At 72.4% G+C, this 22,492-nt stretch carries 19 protein-coding genes and 1 pseudogene; 7 read left to right on the forward strand and 13 right to left on the reverse strand.

Annotation, left to right across the window (positions count from 1 at the left end; genetic code table 11):
- Together AXW62_RS10340 and AXW62_RS10345 are read left to right on the forward strand one after the other, a co-directional pair.
- Positions 1 to 793: pseudogene (locus tag AXW62_RS10340) on the forward strand (hypothetical protein); the annotation flags it as partial.
- A gap of 37 nt (positions 794 to 830) precedes the next feature.
- Positions 831 to 2,312 carry an amino acid permease gene (locus tag AXW62_RS10345; RefSeq protein ID WP_060944248.1) on the forward strand — a complete coding sequence of 494 codons (1,482 nt, stop codon included), beginning with the start codon at positions 831 to 833 and terminating at the stop codon, positions 2,310 to 2,312.
- Between the two features lie 111 nt (positions 2,313 to 2,423).
- Here AXW62_RS10345 and AXW62_RS10350 read toward each other — a convergent pair whose 3' ends face one another.
- The 3 genes from AXW62_RS10350 to AXW62_RS10360 all read right to left on the reverse strand — a co-directional run bounded on the left by AXW62_RS10350 (position 2,424) and on the right by AXW62_RS10360 (position 4,885).
- Positions 2,424 to 3,470: a bile acid:sodium symporter family protein gene (locus AXW62_RS10350; RefSeq protein WP_107406255.1), complete on the reverse strand. Its 1,047-nt coding sequence runs from the start codon at positions 3,468 to 3,470 to the stop codon at positions 2,424 to 2,426.
- Entirely contained in the window at positions 3,463 to 3,807 is a 345-nt protein-coding gene (locus AXW62_RS42650) for a hypothetical protein (RefSeq protein WP_244502884.1), read from the reverse strand. The genes AXW62_RS10350 and AXW62_RS42650 overlap by 8 nt, the downstream gene beginning before the upstream one ends.
- Positions 3,808 to 4,021: 214 nt before the next feature.
- Positions 4,022 to 4,885, reverse strand: a complete 864-nt coding sequence (locus AXW62_RS10360; RefSeq protein WP_060944249.1) for an isocitrate lyase/PEP mutase family protein — start codon at positions 4,883 to 4,885, stop codon at positions 4,022 to 4,024.
- A 250-nt stretch (positions 4,886 to 5,135) separates the two neighbouring features.
- Here AXW62_RS10360 and proP point away from each other — a divergent pair, with 250 nt between their 5' ends.
- Positions 5,136 to 6,596, forward strand: a complete 1,461-nt coding sequence (gene proP / locus AXW62_RS10365; RefSeq protein WP_060944262.1) for a glycine betaine/L-proline transporter ProP — start codon at positions 5,136 to 5,138, stop codon at positions 6,594 to 6,596.
- Between the two features lie 292 nt (positions 6,597 to 6,888).
- Positions 6,889 to 7,260 (forward strand): nuclear transport factor 2 family protein, encoded by a 372-nt coding sequence (locus tag AXW62_RS10370; RefSeq protein ID WP_060944250.1) that lies wholly within the window; start codon positions 6,889 to 6,891, stop codon positions 7,258 to 7,260.
- Here the strand turns inward: AXW62_RS10370 and AXW62_RS10375 are convergent.
- The gene (locus AXW62_RS10375; protein WP_060944251.1) at positions 7,247 to 8,050 is read right to left on the reverse strand and encodes a helix-turn-helix domain-containing protein; all 804 of its coding nucleotides are present in this window, start codon (positions 8,048 to 8,050) and stop codon (positions 7,247 to 7,249) included. The genes AXW62_RS10370 and AXW62_RS10375 overlap by 14 nt on opposite strands.
- An 81-nt stretch (positions 8,051 to 8,131) precedes the next feature.
- Here AXW62_RS10375 and AXW62_RS10380 point away from each other — a divergent pair, with 81 nt between their 5' ends.
- Complete coding sequence (locus tag AXW62_RS10380) at positions 8,132 to 8,443, forward strand: 4a-hydroxytetrahydrobiopterin dehydratase (RefSeq protein ID WP_030837019.1); 312 nt, start codon at positions 8,132 to 8,134, stop codon at positions 8,441 to 8,443.
- A 379-nt stretch (positions 8,444 to 8,822) separates the two neighbouring features.
- On the opposite strand, the gene AXW62_RS10385 is transcribed toward AXW62_RS10380, so the two are convergent.
- The 6 genes from AXW62_RS10385 to AXW62_RS10410 form a co-directional block, all read right to left on the reverse strand.
- Positions 8,823 to 10,187 carry a cryptochrome/photolyase family protein gene (locus tag AXW62_RS10385; protein WP_060944252.1) on the reverse strand — a complete coding sequence of 455 codons (1,365 nt, stop codon included), beginning with the start codon at positions 10,185 to 10,187 and terminating at the stop codon, positions 8,823 to 8,825.
- A 35-nt stretch (positions 10,188 to 10,222) separates the two neighbouring features.
- Positions 10,223 to 11,398, reverse strand: a complete 1,176-nt coding sequence (locus AXW62_RS10390) for a S1 family peptidase (RefSeq protein WP_060944253.1) — start codon at positions 11,396 to 11,398, stop codon at positions 10,223 to 10,225.
- A gap of 252 nt (positions 11,399 to 11,650) precedes the next feature.
- Entirely contained in the window at positions 11,651 to 12,484 is an 834-nt protein-coding gene (locus AXW62_RS10395; protein WP_060944254.1) for an aldo/keto reductase, read from the reverse strand.
- Positions 12,485 to 12,810: 326 nt separating this feature from the next.
- A complete protein-coding gene (locus AXW62_RS10400) occupies positions 12,811 to 13,491 on the reverse strand; it encodes a hypothetical protein (protein WP_060944255.1) in 681 nt (226 codons plus the stop codon).
- Positions 13,492 to 13,510: 19 nt separating this feature from the next.
- Positions 13,511 to 15,313, reverse strand: coding sequence for an AMP-dependent synthetase/ligase (locus AXW62_RS10405; RefSeq protein WP_079115559.1), 1,803 nt, complete (start codon positions 15,311 to 15,313; stop codon positions 13,511 to 13,513).
- Between the two features lie 208 nt (positions 15,314 to 15,521).
- A complete protein-coding gene (locus AXW62_RS10410; protein WP_060944263.1) occupies positions 15,522 to 16,415 on the reverse strand; it encodes a LysR substrate-binding domain-containing protein in 894 nt (297 codons plus the stop codon).
- A 168-nt stretch (positions 16,416 to 16,583) separates the two neighbouring features.
- Between AXW62_RS10410 and AXW62_RS10415 the strand changes: the two genes are divergently transcribed.
- Together AXW62_RS10415 and AXW62_RS10420 are read left to right on the forward strand one after the other, a co-directional pair.
- Complete coding sequence (locus tag AXW62_RS10415; RefSeq protein ID WP_244502886.1) at positions 16,584 to 17,750, forward strand: bile acid:sodium symporter family protein; 1,167 nt, start codon at positions 16,584 to 16,586, stop codon at positions 17,748 to 17,750.
- Between the two features lie 211 nt (positions 17,751 to 17,961).
- Positions 17,962 to 18,420, forward strand: coding sequence for a VOC family protein (locus AXW62_RS10420; RefSeq protein WP_060944257.1), 459 nt, complete (start codon positions 17,962 to 17,964; stop codon positions 18,418 to 18,420).
- A gap of 35 nt (positions 18,421 to 18,455) precedes the next feature.
- Here the strand turns inward: AXW62_RS10420 and AXW62_RS10425 are convergent, their stop codons facing one another.
- The 3 genes from AXW62_RS10425 to AXW62_RS10435 form a co-directional block, all read right to left on the reverse strand.
- Positions 18,456 to 20,438: a sialidase family protein gene (locus tag AXW62_RS10425; protein ID WP_252368566.1), complete on the reverse strand. Its 1,983-nt coding sequence runs from the start codon at positions 20,436 to 20,438 to the stop codon at positions 18,456 to 18,458.
- Between the two features lie 447 nt (positions 20,439 to 20,885).
- Positions 20,886 to 21,161: a serine hydrolase domain-containing protein gene (locus AXW62_RS10430; RefSeq protein WP_060944259.1), complete on the reverse strand. Its 276-nt coding sequence runs from the start codon at positions 21,159 to 21,161 to the stop codon at positions 20,886 to 20,888.
- Between the two features lie 109 nt (positions 21,162 to 21,270).
- Positions 21,271 to 22,491 carry a serine hydrolase domain-containing protein gene (locus AXW62_RS10435; RefSeq protein ID WP_060944260.1) on the reverse strand — a complete coding sequence of 407 codons (1,221 nt, stop codon included), beginning with the start codon at positions 22,489 to 22,491 and terminating at the stop codon, positions 21,271 to 21,273.
- Between the last annotated feature and the right edge of the window lies 1 nt (position 22,492).

Here is a 22,492-nt window from a genome sequence, read left to right on the forward strand (position 1 = left end):
CGCCGCCCGGAGAACGCCCGAGACCGACGTGCCCATGGCCGATCCGATCGTGCTCGCCTCCGGCAACCTCGGGCTGATCTCCTTCCCCGACGTCCCGGGGCGGATGAGCCGGGAGCAGATCGACGCCCGCCACCCCGGCCTGCTGCGCACCCTCGCCGACCACCCCGGGGTGGGCTTCCTGCTCGTCCGGTCCGATCTGCACGGCGCGGTGGTGCTGGGCGCGAACGGCACCGAGCACCGTCTGGACACCGGGGAGATCCTCGGGATGAGCCCGCTCGCGGTCTTCGGGCCCGGTGCCGAGGACGCCGTACGGCGCACCGCGCACTTCCGGAACACCTCCGACATCATGGTCAACTCCGCCTACGACCCGGTGCGCGGCACGGTGCACGCCTTCGAGGAGCAGATCGGCTCGCACGGGGGGCTCGGCGGAGAGCAGGGGCACCCCTTTCTGCTGTGGCCGGCCGGGCTCACCCCACCGGTGGCGGCGGGGGAGGAGCTGGTCGGGGCCGAGCAGGTGCACCGGGTGCTGCGGCGCTGGCTGGAGGAGGCGGCCGGGCCCCAGGTGCCGGAGGACGAGGCGGACGTCACCAGCGTGCCGGGGGTGCCGGGCGAGCCGGGGGTGCCGGGCGTGCCGTTGGAGACGGGGGCACCGGTCGGCGCGGAGGCGGCGGCCGAGGCCGAACTCCCGGAGGCGTCCGGCACGGCACGTGCGGTGCAGAAAACCCGGTGGGACGGCGCCCCCGCCGCACCATTTACCGTGGCCGACCGGGTCGCGCCGAACAAAACCCGGTGATTTTGGTGCCCTATGCACCTTCTGTGACGATGGTGATATGCACGACCAGCCCCACCCCCGCCGCTTCGGCCTGCCCACGGCGACCGCGCTCGTCATGGGCAACATCATCGGCGGCGGCATCTTCCTGCTGCCGGCCTCCGTCGCCCCGTTCGGCACCCTCAGCCTGCTGGCCTTCGCCGTCCTGACGCTGGGCGCCATCGCGCTCGCGCTGGTCTTCGGGCGGCTGGCGGAGCGCGACCCCCGGACGGGCGGGCCGTATGTGCACGCCCGCGCGGCGTTCGGTGACTTCGCCGGCTTTCTGTCGGCCTGGTCGTACTGGACCATGACCTGGGTCAGCAACGCGGCGCTCGCGGTGGCGGCGGTCGGCTACGTCCATGTGCTGGTGCCCGTGCACGAGTCGAGGGGGGTGGACCTCGCCGTGGCGCTGCTGGCGCTGTGGCTCCCGGCGCTCGCCAACCTCGCCGGGACGCGCTGGGTGGGCGCGGTGCAACTGGTCTCCACGGTGCTGAAGTTCATCCCGCTGCTCTTCGTCGCCGTCGTCGGCCTCTTCTTCTTCGACCCGGACAACCTCGGCTCGTTCAACGGGAGCGGTGGCAGCGCGCTCGGCGGTCTGTCGGCGGCGGCCGCGATCCTGCTCTACAGCTATGTGGGCGTGGAGTCGGCCTCGATGAGCGCGGGCGAGGTCCGGGACCCGCGGCGCAATGTGGGGCGGGCGAGCGTGCTGGGCACGGTGGGTGCGGCCGTGGTCTATCTGCTCGGCACGGTGTCGGTCTTCGGCACCGTCGCGCACAAGGAGCTGGTCGCGTCCACCGCCCCGTTCTCGGACGCGGTGGACGCGATGTTCGGCGGGGGCTGGGGCGGCACGCTGATCGCGCTGGCCGCCGTCGTGTCGATCGTCGGCGCGCTCAACGGCTGGACCCTGATGAGCGCGCAGGCCCCGTACGCCGCCGCGCGGGACGGGCTCTTCCCGGCCGCGTTCGCCGTCAAGCGGCGCGGGGTGCCGACCTTCGGCGTCTTCGTCGGCGTGATCCTGGCGTCCCTGCTCACCGTGGTCAACTACACCTCGGGTTCGAGAGGGCTCTTCGAGATCCTGGTGCTGATCACCACCTTCTCGGCGACGGTCCCCTATCTGCTGGCGGCGGGCGCACAGGTGTACTTCCTGCTGTCCGGGCGCCGTGAGGAGGTGCGGAGCGGCCGCTTCGCCCGGGACCTGGTGCTCGCGCTGGCGGGCTTCGCCTTCTCGTTCTGGCTGGTCGCGGGCGCCGGATACGCGGCGGTGTACCAGGGCGTGCTGTTCCTGTTCGCCGGAGTGCTGGTGTACGTGTGGATGGCGGCGCGGCGCAGGAGCGGGGCGGAGGTCGCGGAGGCCACGGAGGTCGCAGAGGCCGCGGACGGCCCGGCGGGGACCGCGGCGGGGGTTGCGGCGACGGAAACCGCGACAGGGGGTGCGGCGACGGGGGTTCCGGCAGCAGGAGTTCCGGCAGCAGGGGCTCCGGCGACCGCCGACAGCGTCGCCTGAGCAGCACACCTCCGCCTATGGCGCGGAGCGCGGTCCGCGCCATGTCCGTGTTCGTGGCCGGGTCCGTGGCCGTGGCCGGGTCCGTGTTCGCGTCTGGCCTCACCCCCTCCCTCACCCCGTCACCTCGGTGACCTGGACCTGTTCTCCGGGGGCGGGGGCGGCCTCCGGCGCCCGGCGGGACCAGCGGCCCGCGATCACCGCGCACACCATCAACTGCAGCTGGTGGAAGAGCATCAGCGGCAGGATCACCGGCCCGGCCGCGTCACCGAACAGCACCGCGGCCATGGGCAGCCCGGTGGCCAGGGACTTGTTGGAGCCGCAGAAGACGATGGTGACGCGGTCCTCCCGGCTGAAGCCCAGCCGCCGCGCGGTGAGCGACGTCGTGGTGAGGGCCAGTCCCAGCAGGGCCGCGGCCAGGCCCAGCAGCGCGCACAGCCGGGCCGGGGTGATCTGGTGCCAGACGCCCTCCGTCATGCCCCGGCTGAACGCCGTGTAGACCACGAGCAGGATCGAGCCCCGGTCCAGCAGGGCGAGCGCCTTCTTGTGACGGCCGATGAAGGCCCCGGTCCAGCGGCGCAGCGCCTGCCCGGCGAGGAAGGGCAGCAGCAGCTGGGTGGCGATGGCCAGCAGCCCGTCGGCCGAGAAGCGGACGTCCGAGCCGATCAGCCACGCCGCGAGCAGCGGGGTGGCGACCATGCCGAGCAGGCTGGAGTACGTGCCCGCGCAGATCGCGGCCGGGACATTGCCCCGGGCGGTGGAGGTGAGGGCGACGGAGGACTGGACGGTCGAGGGCACGACACACAGGAAGAGCAGCCCCGTGGAGAGCCGGTCGGTGAGGAGGAACGGGGCGAGGCCGCCGGCGGCCACTCCCAGCAGCGGGAAGAGCGCGAAGGTGCTCGCGGCCACCACCAGGTGCAGTCTCCACTGCCGCAGTCCGCTCAACGCCTCGCGGGTGGACAGCCGCGAACCGTAGAGGAAGAAGAGCAACCCGATCGCGATGTCCGCGGTATGGCCGACGGCCGTGGCCGCCCCACCGCTCGCGGGCAGCAGCGCCGCCAGTGCGACCGTCCCCAGGAGGGCGGCGACATAGGGGTCCACCGCCCTCCCGAGCCGGCCCGGCCACGACAGCGGCCAGGACTTCCGCTTCACATCAGTCACCGCTTTCGCCTTGCCACGGCGGGTGGCCGATCCGCGCCGCCCGATCCGCGCCGGCGGCGTCGCCGGTCACGACATCGATGGCGCCGCCGCCTCCGTCGTGGTCGCTGCCGGCCGTGCCACGGCTCAGCAGCAGGGTGTTGAGAGTGCGGTCGATCTCCAACCAGGAGTCCGCGAAGGAATTGTCGATGACCACGAGGCCGTTGTGCGGCCCGGTGACGACCGACGGGGTGTCGTCCGGCTCGCACTCCTCCCGCGGGGCGCTGCCCGCGAACGGGGTCGTCGCCGCGGCGGGCGCCGCGGGGCCCGCGCAGAGCAGGCTCGCGGTGGCCGCCAGCACGAGCCCCGCCGCGGACGGACGGGCCGAGCGGAGGTCTCTTCCCCACCGAGGGTCTACTCCCGGTCGAGGATCTCTTCCCGGTCGAGGATCTCGTCCCGACCGAGGGGCTTTTCCTGGCCCAGGGGCTTTTCCCGGTGCGCGGGCTTTTCCCGCTGTGCGGTGCCGGCCGGTGCCGGGCCCGAGGAACGTCGAGGTCATACCGTGCGGCCCTCGGTCAGACCCTGGCCGGCCGGCGGTTGCCGTGGTGCCTGCTGAGGTTCTTCTCCAGCAGTTCCGTGGCGCCCTTGACCCCGATGGACCCGGTTTCCCGGGTGTCCGGCAGCCGTCCGTCCGCCATCTTGAGGTCGTTCAGCGCACCGTCGATCGCACCATGGGCGGCGAACAGGCAGGGAGTGCTGTAAATGGCGACATCCACCCCCAGTTCGGACAGCTCGGTCAGCGAGAGCCTCGGTGACTTCCCGCCCGCGATCTGGTTGAACAGCAGGGGTTTGTCGCCGATGACCTCGCGGACCTTGCGGATCCACGCCACGCTGCGCACCCCGTCGACGAGGACGACGTCCGCGTCGGTCTCGGCCAGTGCGGCGGCCCGCCGCAGGATCTCGGACTCCTCGGTGGCGTCCGTGCGCGCCACCACCACCAGGTCCTTCCTGCTGCTCAGTACCAGTTGGAGCTTCTCGAGGTACTCCTCGAGCGGGAGGATCAGCTTGCCGTCGGCGTGGCCGCAGCGGCGCGGGCGCCGCTGGTCCTCCATGATCACCCCGGAGGCCCCGGTGCGCTCCAGCCGCTGCACCACATGGCAGGCCACCTCGTGGTCCACATAGCCGTCGTCAATGTCCACGAGCAGATGGTGTGCGGGAAAGGCGAGCCGCAGCCGCTCCACGAAGGCGAGCATGTCGGGCCAGGCGATGAAGCCGATATCGGGAAGCCCGTAATGCGAGGCGGCGAACCCGAACCCGGATACGAAGAAGCCGTTGTAGTGCTGGGCGGCGATGGACGCCGAGTACATGTCATAGATGCCGATGAGGGGGGTGGTCCCAGGCGAAGTGATGGCCTGTCGGAGGGCATTGCCGTGGAGCATGATGTCCCCTTTGAGTTCAGAGCCTTTTGGTGTTGCGTCACGGTTACGCGGCTGCCTCTTCGGGTTTACCGAAGACCAAGAAACGGTAAAGCAACGCGCCGTGTCCCGAAGATGCCCGGCCCGGCTCGGGTCGGGGTCGAACACGCCTTGAGCGCCGTGGGCCGTGCCACGGGTGGCCCGTGACACGCTTGGCATGCGACTGGCTTCGCCGGGTATGCGCAATGAGCCTGTCCATTGAAGAGAGTTGCTCGTGCCTGCCCGAACCGATGAAGAAGCCCCAGTCCCCGCCTCCCGGCACCGCCTGCTCTGGCGTGCCGTCCAGCGACGCAAGAACCCTCCACTGCGCCGGAGCGACATCACGGTCACCGAGGAGAAGACCGTCCGGAAAGCGGTGAAGGCCGCCGCGCTGGGAAACGCCATGGAGTGGTACGACTTCGGGATCTACAGCTATCTCGCGGTCACCATCGGTAAAGTTTTCTTCCCGTCAGGTAATGACACCGCCCAGGTGCTCTCCTCCCTCGCGACGTTCGCGGTGGCCTTTTTGGTCCGCCCGTTGGGAGGCATGTTCTTCGGGCCGCTCGGTGACCGGATAGGCCGTAAGAAGGTCCTGTCATTCACCATGATCATGATGGCGTCCAGCACGCTGGCCATCGGACTCATCCCCGGCTACACCGCCGTAGGCTTCTGGTCGCCCGCGCTGCTCATCCTCTTCCGTATGCTGCAGGGATTCTCCACCGGCGGGGAATACGGCGGCGCCTCCACGTTCATCGCCGAATACGCGCCCGACAAGCGCCGTGGGTACTACGGCAGCTTCCTCGAATTCGGCACGCTGATCGGCTACACCTCGGCGGCCGGACTGGTCACCATCCTCACCGTGACGCTCGCCGACTCCGCCATGTCCTCCTGGGGTTGGCGCATCCCGTTCCTGGCCGCCGCGCCGATCGGGCTGGTCGGCCTGTATCTGCGGCTGAAGCTGGACGACACCCCCGCGTTCCAGAAGCTGGAGGAGGAGGGGGCCTCCAGCGCGGCGGAGCGCGAGAGCCTCCCGTTCTGGCAGGTGTTCCGCACCCAGTGGCGTGCGATGGCGCTCTGCATGGCGCTGGTCGCCGCGTACAACATCACCGACTACATGCTGCTGTCCTACATGCCGACCTACCTGTCGGACACCCTCCACTACAGCGGCACCAGCGCCCTGGTCTCGATCATCATCGTGATGCTGGTGCTCATGGCGGCCATCACCTTCGTCGGCCGGTTCTCCGACCGCGTCGGCCGCAAGCCCGTGCTGATGGCCGGCTCCGTCGGCTTCCTGGTGCTCGCCGTGCCGTGCTTCCTGCTCATCAAGCGGGGCGGGGTCGTCCCGGTCTTCGCCGGTCTGCTGCTCCTGGGGCTGTGTCTGCTGCCGTACGTGAGCGTGATGTCCGCCTCGCTCCCCGCGCTCTTCCCGACGAACGTGCGCTACGGGTCGCTGTCCATCGCCTTCAACATCTCCGTCTCGCTCTTCGGAGGCACCACCCCGCTGGTGACCGAGGGTCTGATCAGCTTCACCGGCAACGATCTGATGCCCGCGTACTACACGATGCTCGCGGCGGTCGTCGGCATCATCGCCGCCGCCGTGATGAAGGAGACGGCCCGCAAGCCGCTGGAGGGCTCGCCGCCCGCCGTGGCCACCAAGGAGGAGGCCATCGAGCTGGTGGAGTCCCAGCGCTCGTGAGGCCACTCCGGGCGGTGTCCCGACCCCGGCGTTCACCGCCCGGCGCCCCCTTTCCCGGCGCTGGCCCTCCTGGCTGTCCCGGGTGCTGCCCTGCCGCCGCTGCCCTCCCCGGCGCCGCTCACCGCCAATGGCGCTCCCCTCTGCGGGCGTGGCGCTCCCCGGCCTCCATTACCCCGGCGGTAATCGACCCCCGCCCGCGACGGCGGCAGGGTTGGGGCATCGGGTTCCGGGCCGGCGCCCTCCGGTCCGGGATCCGGTGCCCGAACAGGGGTCTTTACGGAGGAGTGACCAGATGACGCAGTACGAGACCGCCGTCGCCCGCTACTTCGAGGCATGGAACGCCACCAGCCCCGAGGCCCGCGCCAAGGCCGTCGCCGCCGCCTGGACCGAGGACGGCTCCTACACCGACCCGCTGGCCCAGGCGCGCGGGCACGAGCAGGTGGCCGCCGTCATCGCGGGGGCGCAGGAGCAGTTCCCCGGTTTCGAGTTCCGGCTCACCGGCCCGGTGGACGGCCACCATGACACCGCCCGGTTCAGCTGGGAGCTGGTCTCCCTGGCCGACGGCTCCGCCCCGGTCGCCGCGACCGATGTGGTCGTCCTGGCCGAGGACGGCCGGATCAGCTCCGTCCTCGGCTTCCTGGACCGGGTCCCTACGACCGGCTGAAGCCTCCCAGGGCGGCGGCGGTCTCCGGGTCGGCCGGCAGGAAGGTCTCGATGGCCAGCTCGGAGACCGTGACGTCCATGGGGGTGTTGAAGGTTGCGATGGTCGAGATGAACGACAGCGTCCGCCCGCCGTGCTCGATCATCATCGGCAGCGCGAAGGGCGGCGTGTCACCGGCGACGGCCGTCTCCCGGCCACCGGTCGCCGGAAGCGGATAGGCGGCCACCTCGTCGTACAGGGCGCGCAGCGGCGAGGAGCGCATCAGCGCCAGCTGCCGGTCCATCTGGTCCAGCAGATGGCCGCGCCACTCCCGGAGGTTGCGGATGCGCGGGGCCAGGCCCTCGGGGTGGAGCGTGAGGCGCATCGCGTTCAGCGGGGGCTCCAACAGGTGCTCCGCGACCCCCTCCAGAAGCGCCGCGATGCCCCGGTTGGCCGCCAGCACCTCATAGGTGCCGTCCACCACCAGCGCCGGAAACGGCTCATAGCCGGTCAGCAGCCGCTCCAGGGACTCGCGCAGGGCGCTCATCGACGGGTCGTCCACCGAACGCTCCGGATAGAGCGGGGCATAACCGGCGGCGATCAGCAGGGCGTTGCGCTCGCGGACGGGGACGTCGAGGTGGTCGGCGAGTCGCAGCACCATCTCCTGGCTCGGCCGCGACCGGCCGGTCTCGATGAAGCTGATGTGGCGGGCGGAGGAGTCGGCGCGCAGCGCGAGCTCCAGCTGGCTGATCCGGCGGCGGTCCCGCCACTCGCGCAGCAGCGTGCCCACCCTGGGCGGCGCGGCAGTCGTCATGACCCGAAGGTAGCCGACGCCGGGCGGTGCCCATGGCAGGGTGGAGGGGCCGACCGGTGACCCGCGACGAAGGGATGTGTCATGGCAGTCCAGCCGCTCACCGACCAGGAGATCCAGCGGCGTCTGGAGCAGCTTCCCGGCTGGTCGTTCGCGGACGACCGGCTCTCGCGGACCTATGTCTTCAAGGGCCACCCACAGGCGGCCGGGCTGGTCGCGGAGATCGCCACGATCCAGGAGGAGCTCGACCACCACTCCGATCTGACCCTCGGCTACAACAAGGTCGGCGTCTCGGTGAACACCCACAGCGTCGGCGGCAAGGTGACCGGGCTCGACTTCGAGCTGGCCGCCCGGATCGAGGAGATCGCCCCCCAGCACGGCGCCCGCACGGACTGACCGACCGCCCCGCCTCGTTCGCGGCCCGCCCGTTGAGCGGTCGGGCCGCCGCCCGCGCCGTGCGGGGCGTCTTGCCGGGCCGTACCGGGGCCGGGGCGCGACGTGGGTGCTGTGTCGGGAAGGGCGGCCGTCGCGGTGGGGGCGTGCGGGCGCAGGGGCCGGGCCGCTCGCTTTCGCGGTCGGGCCACCCCTCCGTGGGGTGGTCCCTGTGCGGTCGGGCGATCCCCCCCGCTGGGCGGTCCCTGTGCGGTCGGGCGATCCCCCCGCTGGGTGGGCCCTGTGCGGTCGGGCCATCCCTTCGCGGGGTGGGCCTTGTGCGGTCGGGCCACCCCACCACGGGGGTGGCGCCTGCGCGGTCGGGCCAGCCCGGAAGCCGTGCTCACTGCCGGGCGCGCTCGAAGCGGATCAGCCCCTCCTGGAGGTCCACGATCGGGGCGGGGTAGTCCAGCCGGTCCCGCTCGGCCGTCGGCAGCCGCCAGGGCGTATGGACGCCGGAGCCGGGCACCCCGGCCAGCTCCGGTACCCAGCGCCGCACATACGCGCCGTCCGGGTCGAACCGCCGGGCCTGCGCCAGCGGATTGAGCACCCGGTTCGGACGGGTGTCGGTGCCGGTGCCGGCCGCCCACTGCCAGTTCAGCTGGTTGTTGGCCACGTCCCCGTCCACCAGCAGGTCCAGGAAGTGGCGGGCGCCGATCCGCCAGTCCGTGTACAGCGTCTTGGTGAGGAAGCTCGCCACCAGCAGCCGCGCCCGGTTGTGCATCCAGCCCTCCTGGCGCAGCTGCCGCATTCCGGCGTCGACCAGCGGATAGCCGGTGCGCCCCGCCTTCCAGGCCGCGATCTCCGCGGTGTCGTCCCGCCACCGGTCGCCGCGCGGGCGGTAGTCGGCGCGTGCGGCGTCCGGCCGGGCGGCCAGCACCTGGTGGTGGAAGTCCCGCCACGCCAGCTGCCGTACGAAGGCGTCGGCCCCGGGGCCGCCCGCCTTCCGCGCCCGGTGCACCAGCTCCACCGGGGACAGACAGCCGAAGTGCAGATACGGGGAGAGCCGGGAGGTGGCGTCGCCCGCCAGGTCGTCCTGCCGGTCGGCGTACTGCCCGAGCCCCGACCGCCACCAGGAGCGGACGCGGTCGCGGCCCGCCGTCTCCCCGCCCTCGGGCAGCCCGGGGGAGGGGCTGCCCGAGGCGAGCGAGGTGACCACCGCCACCGGCTCCGAGCGCAGCGCGGAGGGCACCGTGACCGTGTGCGGCGCGGTGAGCGCCTTCCGCAGCCCGGCCCGCTGCCAGGCGCGGAAGTACGGGGTGAAGACCGCGAAGTGGTCCCTGCCCGCCGGGGTGACCTCGCCCGGCTCCACCGCCGTGATCACCGCGCCGTGCACCCGCAGCTCCCGGCCGTCCTCCGCCAGCGCCGCGCGCAGCCGCTGCTCGCGGCGGGTGGCGTAGCCGCTCACCCCGCCCGCGATGTGCACCTCGTCCGCGTCCGCCTGGCGGGCCGCCCGCAGGATCTCGGTCACCGCGTCGCCCTGGCGGACCACCAGCCGCCCGCCGCGCCGGCGCAGCCCCGCGTCGAGGTCGGCGAGGGCGTCGGCCAGGAACGCCACCCGGTTGGGGACGGCGAACCCGGTCCCGGCCAGGCCACGGTCCACGACGAACAGCGGAACGACCTGCTCGGCCGAGCCCGCCGCGCCGCGCAGCACGGGGTTGTCGGACAGCCGCAGATCGGAGGTGAAGACGCAGAGGGACGTGGTCATCCCTTTCGGCCGTGGCGGCCGTGACGCCCCGGGCATCAGCCGGTGGTGAGGGTGAGCCCGTAGGCCGTCAGGACCGGGTTCACCGGCTGGTAGTACGTCGTCCCGCCCACCGTGCAGTTGCCGGAGCCGCCGGAGGTGACGCCCTGCGCCTCGCTGCCCGAGAGGAACGCGCCGCCGGAGTCACCCGGTTCGGCGCAGACGTTGGTGCGGGTGACCCCGCTGACCGTGCCCTGCGGGTACTGCACGCTGGTGTCGTGCTGCTGGATGGTGCCGCAGTGCCAGCCGGTGGTCGAGCCGGAGCGGCAGACGGAGGAACCGACCGGCGCCTCCTGGGAGCCGTCGACGGTGACGTCGCTGCCCTCGGGGCCGACCACCCACGGCCGCGGAGCCCAGTCGGCGTTGGCGGACACCCACGCGTAGTCGTTGCCGGGGAAGCTGGAGCCCTGGAAGGTGCCCTGGGTCACCCGGTTGGAGCCGGTGGTGGTGTCGCCGGGATCGCCGCAGTGGCCGGCGGTGACGAAGCCTTTTCGGTCGCCCTGGGCCACGGAGAAGCCGATCGAGCAGCGGGCGGCGTCGTTGATGTAGTACGCCTCGCCGCCCCGCAGGTCGTACAGCGGGCCCGGCCGCTCGGGGGATTCCACGACCCGTACGACCTGGCGGTCCGCGCCGCTCGCGGCGACGAAGGCGGCGGCCTCGTCGGGCCGGGCGGACTGCACCACCACGCTGTTGGTCTTGACGTCGACGTACCAGGCGGACGCGGCCTCGGCCGTCGGGGGGCGCTCCGCGGCGGCGCTGTCCAGGGCCCGTTTGGCCTCGGTGAGGGCGTTGAGGCTGTGCTTGACGACGGCGGCCTTGGCGCCGCCGGCCGTGATGGTGGCGCTCTGCTCCGCGTCGGTGGTGGCGACGGTCAGTTCCGCGGTGTTGCCGGACACCCACGCGCCGGCGTACGCGCCGCCCAGGGTCTTGCGCAGCCCCGGTTCGGCGGCCCCGGCCCGGTACTCGTTGGATATCCGCGCCCGCGCCTCATCGGCCGTCAGGCCCAGGTCGCGCTGCATCGAGGCCAGCATCTCGGGGGGCACCTCCCGGCGGGGGCGGGGAGAGGGCTCACCGGGGTCGGCCACCGCGGGTATGCCGGTGCCCAGGAAGAGGGCGGCTATCGCGACGGTGCACCCGGCGGCCAGCTCAAGGCCGTGACGGCGTCTGCGGGACATCTTCGGACTCCTCGGCTAGGGAAGGCGGGCTTGGGGGATCGGTCACGCTGTGTGCGCTGCTGGGCGTCAAGCGTAATGGCCGAGGGCGTGCCTCGCTCGGCGGGCGGACGGTCCCCGCGGGGGCCCCGCGGAGACCGTCCGCCGGGGATGCGCCGGATGCGCCGGTCGGTGGATACGGCTCCGCCCCGCCGCGCGGGGCGCGACGGGGCGGGGTGGGGCAGGGGAGGGAGCCGGGGGAGGAGCGCCGGGGCCTCAGACCACGTTGAAGGTCTCCGGGTCCGGGCCCAGGCGGTTGCCCGAGTCGAGGGCGCTGATCGCCGACAGGTCCTCGGAGTCCAGCTCGAAGTCGAAGACGTCGATGTTCTCCTTGATCCGCGACGGGGTCACGGACTTCGGGATCACCACATTGCCCAGGTCCAGGTGCCAGCGCAGCACCACCTGCGCCGGGGACTTCCCGTGCTTCTTGGCGATCGCCGCGAGCGTCGGGTTATCCAGCAGACCCTTGCCCTGGCCGAGTGGGGACCACGCCTCGGTGGCGATGTCATGGCGGGCGTTGAACGCGCGCAGCTCCGCCTGCTGGAGCTGCGGGTGCAGCTCGATCTGGTCGATCGCCGGGGCGACGGAGGTCTCGGAGAGCAGCCGCTGGATGTGGGCGGGGTGGAAGTTGGACAGGCCGATGGCCTTGGCGCGGCCCTCGGAGTAGATCTTCTCGAACGCCTTCCAGGTGTCCACGTACTTGTCGGTCTGGGGCAGCGGCCAGTGGATCAGGTAGAGATCCACGTAGTCCAGGCCGAGCTTGGTCAGGGAGGTGTCGAAGGCACGCAGGGTCGAGTCGTACCCCTGGTCGCCATTCCAGAGCTTGGTGGTGACGAACAGCTCGTCGCGTGCGATGCCCGACGCGGCGAGCGCCTTCCCCGTGCCCTCCTCGTTGCCGTATATCGCGGCCGTGTCGATGCTGCGGTAACCGGCGTCCAGCGCGTGGCGCACCGCCACCTGTGCCTCGTCGTCCGGGACCTGCCAGACGCCGAAGCCGAGCTGCGGCATCCGGACGCCGTTGTTGAGGGTGATGAAGGGGACCTTGCTCACGAGCGGTCGATCCTTACGTCGGATGTGATTGCGTCCTGCAGATTCAACGGTCAACGGTCGGCCGGCATTCCCGCCCACCGGTCACGGATGGCCCGATCGGTGCCGTCCGCCCTGGTCAGCGCCCTGGCCGGCGCCGAGGCCGGGGGCCGTACGCCTCGGCCGTGTGCCCTGGTCGTGCGCCCCGGCCGTGCGCCGGACCGGCCGCCGTTCGCTTCGTCTGCCGTCGTCTGTGTTACCAGGCCGCCGGGCGGACCACCAGGGCGCGCCCACCGCGGACCAGCCGTACCGGCCGGTGCCGCGTACCGTCCGGTGCTCCGTTCCGCCCGCTACTGGAGCGCCGTGAGGCGCAGCGGTTCCGCGAGCTCCTCCCGGAAGCGGTGCAGGGTGTGTCCCTCGCGCACCGTGGCGCCCACCGCGACCGCCGCCCGGCTCACCGCCCCGCGCGGCGCCCGCACCACCATGGCCATCCGGTACGTCCCGCCGATGCGCACGGCCGGGGTGTGCCGGATCTCCCAGCCCGGGTCGGAGCGCAGCTCGCGCCGCGCCTCCAGGCACACCCGCTCGCCGTACGCGGTGCGGACGCCGTGGCGGAAACCGAGCCGCGGGCCGAGGCGGGCCGCGAAGACCGGTGCCGTGGCATCCGCCTTCTCGGTGAGCTGGCGCGGGGTCATGGACCAGGCCACCGGTGGGAAGACCGTGGTGCCCCGCCGCACCGGTTCGGCCGTGAGGGTGACATCGAGGTTGACCGAGTGCAGGGCGGGGGCCGGCGCGTCCCGGGCGCAGGTCACCGACAGGTGCACCAGGTGGTAGACGGCGTTGTCCGCCTCCGTCTTGAGGAAGTCCAGCAGATCCCGATCCGGTTCGACGAGCTCCGCCGTCACCGGTAACGCCACCGGCCCGCCCAGGGCCACCCGCCCGGCCAGCCTCGGGTCGCTGGGCTGGGGTGTCTCCTCGGACAGCAGGGCCAGTTCGCGTTCGGGAAGTTCGGGGAGAATGACATCGATCATTTCGTGCCCCCTTCGCGACTCAGGAGTGGTACAGCGCCTCGACCTCGGCGGCGTACGCCTGTTCGATGGCCTTTCGCTTCAATTTCAGCGATGGCGTCAGCAGACCATGCTCCTCCGAGAACTGCGCGGCAAGTATGCGGAACGTGCGAATCGATTCCGCCTGGGAGACGGTGGTGTTGGCCGCCACCACCGCACGCCGGATCTCGGTCTCCAGATCGGGGTCCCGCACCAGCTCGCCCGGGGACAGCTCCGGTTTGCCGCGCATCGCCAGCCAGTGCGCGACCGCCTCCGAGTCCAGCGTGACCAGCGCCGCGACGTACGGGCGGTCGTCGCCCACCACGATGCACTGGGCGACCAGCGGATGCGCCCGCACCCGCTCCTCCAGGCCCGCCGGTGAGACGGACTTGCCGCTGGAGGTCACCAGGATCTCCTTCTTCCGCCCGGTGATCGTGAGATAGCCGTCCTCGTCCAGCGTGCCCAGATCGCCGGTGGCGAGCCAGCCGTCCCGCAGCACGGCGTCGGTCGCCTTGGGGTCGCCCAGATAGCCGGCGAAGACCTGGCCCCCGCGCAGCCACACCTCGCCGTCGTCGGCGAGGTGCACCGTGGTGCCGGGGATCGGCACCCCGACCGTGCCGAAGCGGGTCCGCTCGGGGGGATTGGCGGTGGCGGCGGCGGTGGACTCGGTGAGGCCGTAGCCCTCGTAGATGGTGACGCCCGCGCCCGCGAAGAACAGGCCGAGCCGCCGCTCCATGCCGGAGCCGCCCGACATCGCGTGCCGGACCCGGCCGCCCATCGCGGCCCGCACCTTGCCGTAGACCGCCTTCTCGAAGAACTGGTGCTGCACGCGCAGCGCGGCGCCGGGCCCCGGCCCGGTGCCGAACGCCTTGGCCTCCTGCGCCTCGGCGTACCGCACCGCCACGTCCACGGCCTTCTCGAACGGCCCGGACCTGCCCTCCGCCTCGGCCTTGCGGCGTGCCGCGGCGAACACCTTCTCGAAGATGTACGGCACCGCCAGGATGAAGGTCGGCCGGAAGGTCTTCAGATCGGGCAGCAGCGCGGCGGCCGAGAGCTTGGGCTGGTGGCCGAGCTTGACCCGGCCGCGGATGGCGGCGACCTCGACCATCCGGCCGAAGACGTGGGCGAGCGGGAGGAAGAGCAGGGTGGCGGCCTCGTCGCCCCGCTTGGAGTGGAAGGCTTCCTCGTACCGCTCGACGATGTTGTCGCATTCGGCCATCAGATTGGCGTGGGTGATCACACAGCCCTTGGGGCGGCCGGTGGTGCCGGAGGTGTAGATGACGGTCGCGGGCTGCTCGGGGGTCACGGCCAGCCGGTGCCGTTCGACCACCTCGTCGTCGATGGCCGCCCCGGCCGCCAGCAGCTCCTCCAGCGCCCCCGCGTCCAGCTGCCACAGCCGCCGCAGCCGCGGCAGCCGGCCGACCACCGAGCCGACCGTCATCGCATGGTCCTCATGCTCCACGACGCAGGCGGAGACCTGCGCGTCATGCAGCATCCAGCAGACCTGCTCGGCGGAGGAGGTGGGGTACAGCGGGACGCTCTGGGCGCCGATGGTCCACAGGGCGAAGTCGAAGAGCGTCCACTCGTAGCGGGTGCGGGACATGATGGCGAACCGGTCGCCGAACCGGACACCGTGCGCCAGCAGACCCTTGGCGAGCGCCGTCACCTCGTCCCGGAACTGGCCCGCGGTCACGTCCTCCCAGCGGCCGTCCGCGGCCTTGCGTGCCAGCGCCACCCGGTGGGGGTCGGCGTCCGCGTGGTCGAAGACGGCGTCCGCCAGTCCTCCGGCCTGGGGAGCCGTCGCCATCGGGGGGACGGTGAACTCGCGCAATACCTGCTCCTTGAAGCCGCCGGGCACAGCGCCGCGACCGTACCCGATCCGGCCCCGACGCGGGAGAGGTGTTTTGTGCCCGGAACGCACGGAATGCCGGGTGGCCGGTGAGTGAAAGGGAGTCAATCAGGAGTTCGCGCAGGCGGATTGCGCGGAGTCAGGCCCTATGCGTCGCATGTGTGGCTCATATGTAACGGTCTTCTGCACGAAATCTCTCCGATCGCGGCACGGGGCCCGCGAGGATCGTGGCGGCGAGCCGCTCCGCCGCGGCGTGCGAGGCGCTGTCCCGCCGCCGCCTCCCGTACAGCAGCACGAAATCCACGGGACCGAGATCGGGCAGCCCGGCCCGTTCCGGGACCGGTGCCAGACCGGGTGGAATCAGGCCATGGGTGTGTGCCATCACCCCGAGCCCGGCGCGGGCCGCCGCGACCAGCCCGTTGAGACTCCCGCTGGTGCAGACGATCCGCCAGGCCCTGCCGTGCCGCTCCAGCACGTCCAGCGCGCGGGCCCGGGTCAGGCCCGGGGGCGGGAAGACGATCAGGGGGAGCGGCCGGTCCGGATCCAGCCGCAGCCGCTCCGCGCCGATCCACACCAGCCGGTCCCGCCACACCAGCTGTCCCCCCGGCCGGTCCTCGGACCGCTTGGCCAGCACCAGATCGAGCCTGCCCGCCTCCAGCCGCTCGTGCAGCGTGCCCGACAGCTCGACGGTCAGCTCCAGGTCCACCTCGGGATGATCGCGGCGGAACCCCTCCAGGATCTCCGGCAGCCGGGTCACCACGAAGTCCTCCGAGGCGCCGAAGCGCAGCCGGCCGCGCAGCCGGGTGCCCCGGAACCAGCTCGCCGCCCGCTCGTTCGCCTCCAGGATGGAACGGGCGAACCCCAGCATCGCCTCGCCGTCCTCGGTCAGCTCCACCCCGTGGGTGTCCCGGGTGAACAGCTGCCGCCCCACGGCCGCCTCCAGCCTGCGCACATGCTGGCTCACGGTGGACTGGCGCACCCCGAGGCGGTGGGCGGCCTGGGTGAAGCTGAGGGTCTGGGACACCGCGAGAAACGTACGGAGCTGGGCGGGGTCGTACATGCGGCCACTGTACGGGCCACTGTACGGGCCGCTGTACGGCGCGGCCATCACGGAACGCGATGGCAGTCAGAGCGGTATACGGGATTCCCGATGGCCCTGATCGGGAGCACCATGGACGGGGCCCGTCCGTGTCCATGCCAGGCCGGAAAGCAGCGAGAAAGAGAACGAATGCCCAGCCCGCACCGCCCGCACCGCCCGTACCGCCCGCACCGCCCGTACCACCCGCTTCCGCGCAGGATCGCCCTCCCCTCCTGGCTCCCCCTGGACGGCTTCATCCTCGGACTCGTCGGCACCGTGGCGCTCGCCGCGCTGCTGCCGGTCAGCGGCCGGGCCGCCACCGTCACCGACGGGGCCACCACGGTCGCGGTCGCCTTCCTCTTCTTCCTCTACGGCGCGCGGCTGTCCACCCGTGAGGCACTGGACGGAGTGCGCCACTGGCGGCTCCACCTGACCGTGCTGGCGTGCACCTTCGTCATCTTCCCGGCCCTCGGTCTGGCCGCCCGCGGCCTGGTGCCGTACGTGCTGACGCACCCCCTCTACACCGGGCTGCTCTTCCTGTGCCTGGTGCCCTCCACGGTCCAGTCCTCCATCGCCTTCACCTCGATCGCCCGGGGCAATGTCGCCGCCGCGATCTGCGCGGGCTCCTTCTCCAGCCTGCTCGGCGTGGTCGTCACCCCGGTGCTGGTCGCGCTGCTGCTGGGCGGCAGCGGGGGCGGTTTCTCGGCCGACTCGATGCTCAAGATCGCGCTTCAGCTGCTGGTCCCCTTCCTCGCCGGTCAGCTGCTGCGCCGCTGGATCGGCGGTTTCCTCTCCCGCCACCGGGCGGTGCTGCGCCTGGTCGACCGCGGCTCGGTGCTGCTGGTGGTCTACGCGGCGTTCAGCGAGGGCATGACCCGGGGCATCTGGCACCAGGTCACCCCGGGCCGGCTGGCCGTCCTCCTCGGTGTCGAGGCGGTCCTGCTCACGCTGATGCTCACCCTCACCTCGTACGGCTCGCGGAAGCTCGGCTTCGGCCGGGAGGACCGGATCACGATCGTGTTCGCGGGGTCGAAGAAGAGCCTGGCGGCCGGGCTGCCCATGGCCAGCGTGCTCTTCGGCGCCCAGGCGAGCCTGGCGGTGCTGCCGCTGATGCTCTTCCACCAGATGCAGCTGATGGTCTGCGCGGTGCTGGCCCGCCGCTTCGCGGCACGGGCGCCGGAGACGGCGGACGCGGCGGGGACGGCGGACGCGGCGGCGACGGGCGAGACGGGAGCGGGGGCGACGGCGCGGCCGGGGACCGACGCGGGCGGCGCGGGCGGCGCGGACAGTCCTGACCCCGCGCTGACCCGCGTCTGAGGCTGCCGGGCAAGCGTTGTCGGACCCGGTCCCGGCGGGCCCGTTCCCGGGACGGGTCGGGTCTCGCCGGGGCCTGTTGCAGGATCCGGTCCCGGTCCCGGCGGTTCGTTACCGGGGCGGTCTCGCCGGGGCCTGTTGCCGGACCCGGGCCCCGCCGCCGGACCACACCTGGTCAGGCCCCGTTGTCGGACCCCTCTGGCAGGCTCCGGATATGACGACGATGACACTGCAACTGACCATCGACTGCGCCGAGCCGCGGCGCATGGTGGACTTCTGGACCGAAGCCCTGGGCTATGTGCCCGAGCCCCCGCCCGGCGGCCACGCCACCTGGCGGGAGTACTGGACGGACATGGGGGTGCCCGCGGCGGAGCTGCCCCCCGGGGCCGGGGAGACCCCGGAGTCGATCGTGGATCCGCGGGGGCAGGGGCCGCGGGTGTGGTTCCAGCAGGTCCCGGAGGCGAAGGCCACCAAGAACCGGCTCCACCTGGACCTGAAGGTGGGCGGCGGGCGCGAGGTGCCCCTGGCGGTCCGCGTCGAGCGCGTCACCGCGACCGTGGACCGGTTGACGGAGGCCGGTGCCACGGTCCTGCGGATCATGGACGAGCCGGAGATGGAGTACTACGCCGTGGTGCTCCAGGACCCGGAGGGCAATGAGTTCTGTGTCGCCTAGCGTCCGCCGTCACCGGGGACGCCCGGCGGTGTCGTTCAGCCGTGGGACGACGACCGCACGCGGTCCAGGGGGAGGCGGACCAGGGCGCCGGAGCGGGGGCCGTCGAGCGGCGCGTTGAACTCGCGGACGCGGCGCAGTTCGGTGTCGGTCAGCGCGCGGGCGTAGAGGCGGAACTCGTCCAGGTCGCCGGTCATGTGGGAGCGGCTGTCCACCGCCTGGCCGAGGTGGAGGCCGAAGGGCGCGGTGCGGCTCACGGTGCCCGGGGCGTCGGGGGCGGTGGCCGGGGTGCCGCCGTCCACGGTGAGGGAGAGCCGTCCGCCGCCGCGGATCAGGGTGAGGTGGTGCCACTGCCCGTCGTTGTACGCGGCGTCGGCGGACACCGAGGCGCTGGTGAACCCGGCGAAACCGTTGACCGTGGTGATCAGCGCCCGGATCCGGTTGCTCCCGGGCTCACCGCGCAGCCAGACCTGCGGCTGTTTGGTGCCGATGCCGCCCATCCACAGGAACGGGTGCTGTCCGGAGGCGGCGGAGTAGCGGAACCACAGGCTCACGGTGAAGTCGCGCGTGCCCAGCGGCAGGGCGGTCCGGTACGGGACGCGTACGGCGTCGTCCGCGCCGTCGAAGGAGAGCGCACCGCCGAAGCGGCCGTCGCCGCGCGGCGACGCGCCGCCGAGCACGGTCGCGGACCGGGCGCCGGGCGCGCGGTCGTCGGTGGTGGGGGCGGGCGCCCGGCGGGGGCCCAGCCAGTCCTCGGTGAAGCGGGCGAAGCGGATCTCGTCACGGGCGTCCACCGCACCGCCCTCGTACAGCAGCCCCACCGTGTCCCGCGAGATCGCGACCATGTCGGAGTAGCCGGACCAGTCGGTGGTGACCACCTTGCCGCTCTCGACCCCGTCCCAGGTGCGTGCCTCGTCCCAGGAGGAGCGGATCATCATGGTGCGGCGGCGGTCGGGGTCGGCGGGGGCGGAGAAGAGCAGCCGGCCGCGGCCGTCGCGGGCGGCGCCGGGCAGCCGCAGGATCGACCCCTGCACCTGGGGGGTGGGCAGATCGGGGAGGGTGCGGAAGGGCGCGGTGAAGCTCTCGCCGCCGTCGCGGCTGATGGCGTAGTCGCGGTGGCCGAGATCGGTGCCGTCCTGCTCCCGCCCGCCCACGTAGACCGATCCATCGGCGCGCTCCACCAGCGTCATCTCGGACGGCTTCTGGCGGAAGGTGCCGTCCTCCGCGAGCGGGAAGGTGTCCACCGCGCCGATGTGCCAGCTCGTGCCGCCGTCGTCGCTGTAGGCGAGCGCGGCGTGGTTGTCGGTGATACGGCCGCCGCCGTAGCTCTCGGTGTTGAGGGTGAACAGCAGTCGGCCCCGGTGCGGGCCGCGCTGGAGCTGGATGCCGTGGACCGGGCCGGTGGCGTACCAGGAGTTCCACCGGGGCGGCAGCAGTGAGTCGCTCAGATCGCGCGGGGCCGACCAGGTGGCGCCGTTGTCGTCGCTGTACTGCAGGTGCGGTGTGCGGTCACAGGGGACGTCGCAGCTCTGGGAGTCGTCGCGGCCGGTGTTGTAGGTGCTGGCGAGCAGGATCCGGCCGGTGCGCGTGTCCACGATGGGCGCGGGGTTGCCATGGGTGTCCCCGTCGCCCTGGTTGATCACCCGGAGCGGGCCCCAGGTGCGGCCGCCGTCGGTGGAGCGCTTGAGGACCAGATCGATGTCCCCGGCGTCGCCGCAGTTGTCGACCCGGCCCTCGGCGAAGGCGAGCAGGGTGCCGTCCGTGGCCCGGACGACCGCCGGGATCCGGAAGCAGGCGTACCCCTGTTCCTGGGCCTGCTGGAAGAGGACCTGTTGCTCGAAGCCGGAGTCGGTACGGGCCGCGGACGCGGAGGAGTCCGTGTCCGCGGCCCGTACCGGAAGCGGGATCAGGGCCAGCGCCGCGGCCGTGAGGAGCACACAGGCGCGGCGCCGCCAGGGCCAGGGTCTGGTGCGCAGGCGTGCGGCTCGGGCGCGGGGAGGTGTGCGGAGAACGGACGCCATGGTCACGGACCTGCCCTTCGGACCGCCCCTCGGGGGCATCTGGACATCACACCACGACACGACTTAAGGACATCAGGACATCCCATGTGCCGGACATGACTGCGGCGCAAGTGTCTCGTCCGGCGGTCACCCGGGACAAGAACCCTGCGTCATCTCTTCGTGACGCAGAGGAAGTTGGCCGCCGGGTCAGGCCGGGGCCGGACGGCCCGCCGGGTGGGCCCGTGTGCGGATCGTGTGCGACTGGGCCCGCTGTGGTGGCCGCGTTCGGCCCGTGGCGGACCGGGCCTGCTGGGACGGGCGCGTTCAGTCCGTGGCCGGGTGGCGGGCCGGGTGGACCGCCGGGTGGGCCGCCGTGTGCGGATCGTGTGCGACTGGGCCCGCTGTGGTGGCCGCGTTCGGCCCGTGGCGGACCGGCCCGCCGTGGTGGCCGTGTCCAGCAGTGACTGTTTACGGCTTCGCCGGGCGTCCGCACAGCGCGTTGTCGATCAGCTCCTTCACCGCCCGGTCGGCGGCGTCCTGCCACGCCTCGTCCGCCTCGTCGAAACTGTTCGTCGCGACGGTCACGGCACGGCGGCCATCCGTGGTGACGCCGTTCTCACTGCTGTAGCCCAGGGCGTTGCCCCCGTGGTGCCAGTAGAAGTCGCCGCAGCTCAGCGGGGTGGTCTCCAGGCCCAGGCCCACACTGCGCCCCGGCTCCCCGGGCATCGGCACGGTGCGCCGCATCTCGTCCAGTTCGGGGCGGTGGCCGCGCGGACCGCGGTGGTCCCGCGGACCGCGGTGGTCCCGCGGACGGCGGTGGCCGCGGTCGCTCGCCGGGTCATCGTTCGCCGGATCATCGCGCGCCGTCGCACAGCACGCGGTCGATGAGCCCCTGCAGAGCCCCCTCGGCCCGGAGCACCTGCTCGTCGTCGGCGGTCTTGCCGCTGGTGCTGATGGTCACCGAACGCCGTCCGCCCTCGGTGAAGCCGGTGCGCACCGTGGCCCCTTCCAGGTCGCCGCCGTGGCCCCAGCGGTACCCGCCGCAGGCCAGCGGCTGCCGCATCAGCCCGAGCCCGTACCGGAGGTGGGGGAACGCCACCTGGAAGTCCTCCGCGACGGGGACGGTGCGGCGCATCTCGGCGAGCTGCGCCGGGGGCAGCAGACGGCCGCGCAGCAGCGCGGTGAAGAACCGGTCCAGATCGCGGTCGGTGCTGATCAGCGAACCGGCCGCGCCGCCCCAGGACACGTTCCGGAAGGTGGTGTCCGTCCAGCTGTCGGAGCCGGGGAAGCGCTGGTACGTATGCGCGTACGGGGCCTTCAGCCGCGGATCGTCCCCGGGCTCGTAGGTGCCGGTCAGGCCCAGCGGGCGGATGATGCGGTCGCGGACCTCCTGCGCCCAGGAGCGCCCGGTGACCTTCTGGATGATCATCCCGGCGAGGACGTAACCGGGGTTGGAGTAGTTCCAGTCGGGCTCGGGGTCATCGGCCGGGGCGGGCGGGAAGTCGGGCCGGTGCCTCATCGCCCCGGCGACCACCTGTTCCGGGGAGACGTGGTCGAACCGGGTCCGCTCGAAGTCCTCGGCCGAGTCGCCGGTGTCCTCGCTGTAGTCGTAGTTGTGCACTCCGCTGGTGTGCTGGAGCAGATTCCGCACGGTGATCAGGCGGCCGTCGTTGCCGTTGCCGCTCACCACGCCCGGCAGCCATTTCTCCACCGGGTCGCTCAGCGACAGCCGCCCCTCGGCGACCAGCTGGAGCACGACCGTGGCCACGAAGGACTTGGTGACGCTCGCGGCCCGGTAGTTCGCCCCGTACGGCATGGGACGGCCGGTGTTCAGCTCGGCCTCGCCCGCACGCGCGTGGATCCGGCGGTTGCCGTCGCGCACCTCCACCGTGATGCCGATGAAACCGGCGTCCTCCAGGGTCCGGGCCACCTCGCGGCGCAACTCCGCCTCGGTGAGCCGGGGGTCGGCGGAGGCGGCGGTGGACGCGTCGGCGGTCGCGGTGGTGGCGGATGCTCCGGTGGCGGTCGCGGCGGCCGGGACGGCGGCGGCCCCGCCGACGAGGGCGGTGGCCACC

This window comes from Streptomyces hygroscopicus subsp. hygroscopicus, assembly GCF_001553455.1.
Classification (GTDB): domain Bacteria; phylum Actinomycetota; class Actinomycetes; order Streptomycetales; family Streptomycetaceae; genus Streptomyces; species Streptomyces hygroscopicus.

What these genes read in the sequence shown, in the direction of transcription:
- AXW62_RS10420 (WP_060944257.1), top strand. Translation starts at nt 17,962, where the DNA reads ATGACGACGATGACACTGCAACTGACCATCGACTGCGCCGAGCCGCGG.
- AXW62_RS10400 (WP_060944255.1), bottom strand. Translation starts at nt 13,491, where the DNA reads ATGATCGATGTCATTCTCCCCGAACTTCCCGAACGCGAACTGGCCCTG.
- AXW62_RS10405 (WP_079115559.1), bottom strand. Translation starts at nt 15,313, where the DNA reads ATGGCGACGGCTCCCCAGGCCGGAGGACTGGCGGACGCCGTCTTCGAC.
- AXW62_RS10360 (WP_060944249.1), bottom strand. Translation starts at nt 4,885, where the DNA reads ATGCTCCACGGCAATGCCCTCCGACAGGCCATCACTTCGCCTGGGACC.
- AXW62_RS10425 (WP_252368566.1), bottom strand. Translation starts at nt 20,438, where the DNA reads ATGGCGTCCGTTCTCCGCACACCTCCCCGCGCCCGAGCCGCACGCCTG.
- AXW62_RS10415 (WP_244502886.1), top strand. Translation starts at nt 16,584, where the DNA reads ATGCCCAGCCCGCACCGCCCGCACCGCCCGTACCGCCCGCACCGCCCG.
- AXW62_RS10370 (WP_060944250.1), top strand. Translation starts at nt 6,889, where the DNA reads ATGACGCAGTACGAGACCGCCGTCGCCCGCTACTTCGAGGCATGGAAC.
- AXW62_RS10385 (WP_060944252.1), bottom strand. Translation starts at nt 10,187, where the DNA reads ATGACCACGTCCCTCTGCGTCTTCACCTCCGATCTGCGGCTGTCCGAC.
- AXW62_RS10430 (WP_060944259.1), bottom strand. Translation starts at nt 21,161, where the DNA reads ATGCGGCGCACCGTGCCGATGCCCGGGGAGCCGGGGCGCAGTGTGGGC.
- AXW62_RS10345 (WP_060944248.1), top strand. Translation starts at nt 831, where the DNA reads ATGCACGACCAGCCCCACCCCCGCCGCTTCGGCCTGCCCACGGCGACC.
- AXW62_RS10380 (WP_030837019.1), top strand. Translation starts at nt 8,132, where the DNA reads ATGGCAGTCCAGCCGCTCACCGACCAGGAGATCCAGCGGCGTCTGGAG.
- AXW62_RS10375 (WP_060944251.1), bottom strand. Translation starts at nt 8,050, where the DNA reads ATGACGACTGCCGCGCCGCCCAGGGTGGGCACGCTGCTGCGCGAGTGG.
- AXW62_RS10410 (WP_060944263.1), bottom strand. Translation starts at nt 16,415, where the DNA reads ATGTACGACCCCGCCCAGCTCCGTACGTTTCTCGCGGTGTCCCAGACC.
- AXW62_RS10390 (WP_060944253.1), bottom strand. Translation starts at nt 11,398, where the DNA reads ATGTCCCGCAGACGCCGTCACGGCCTTGAGCTGGCCGCCGGGTGCACC.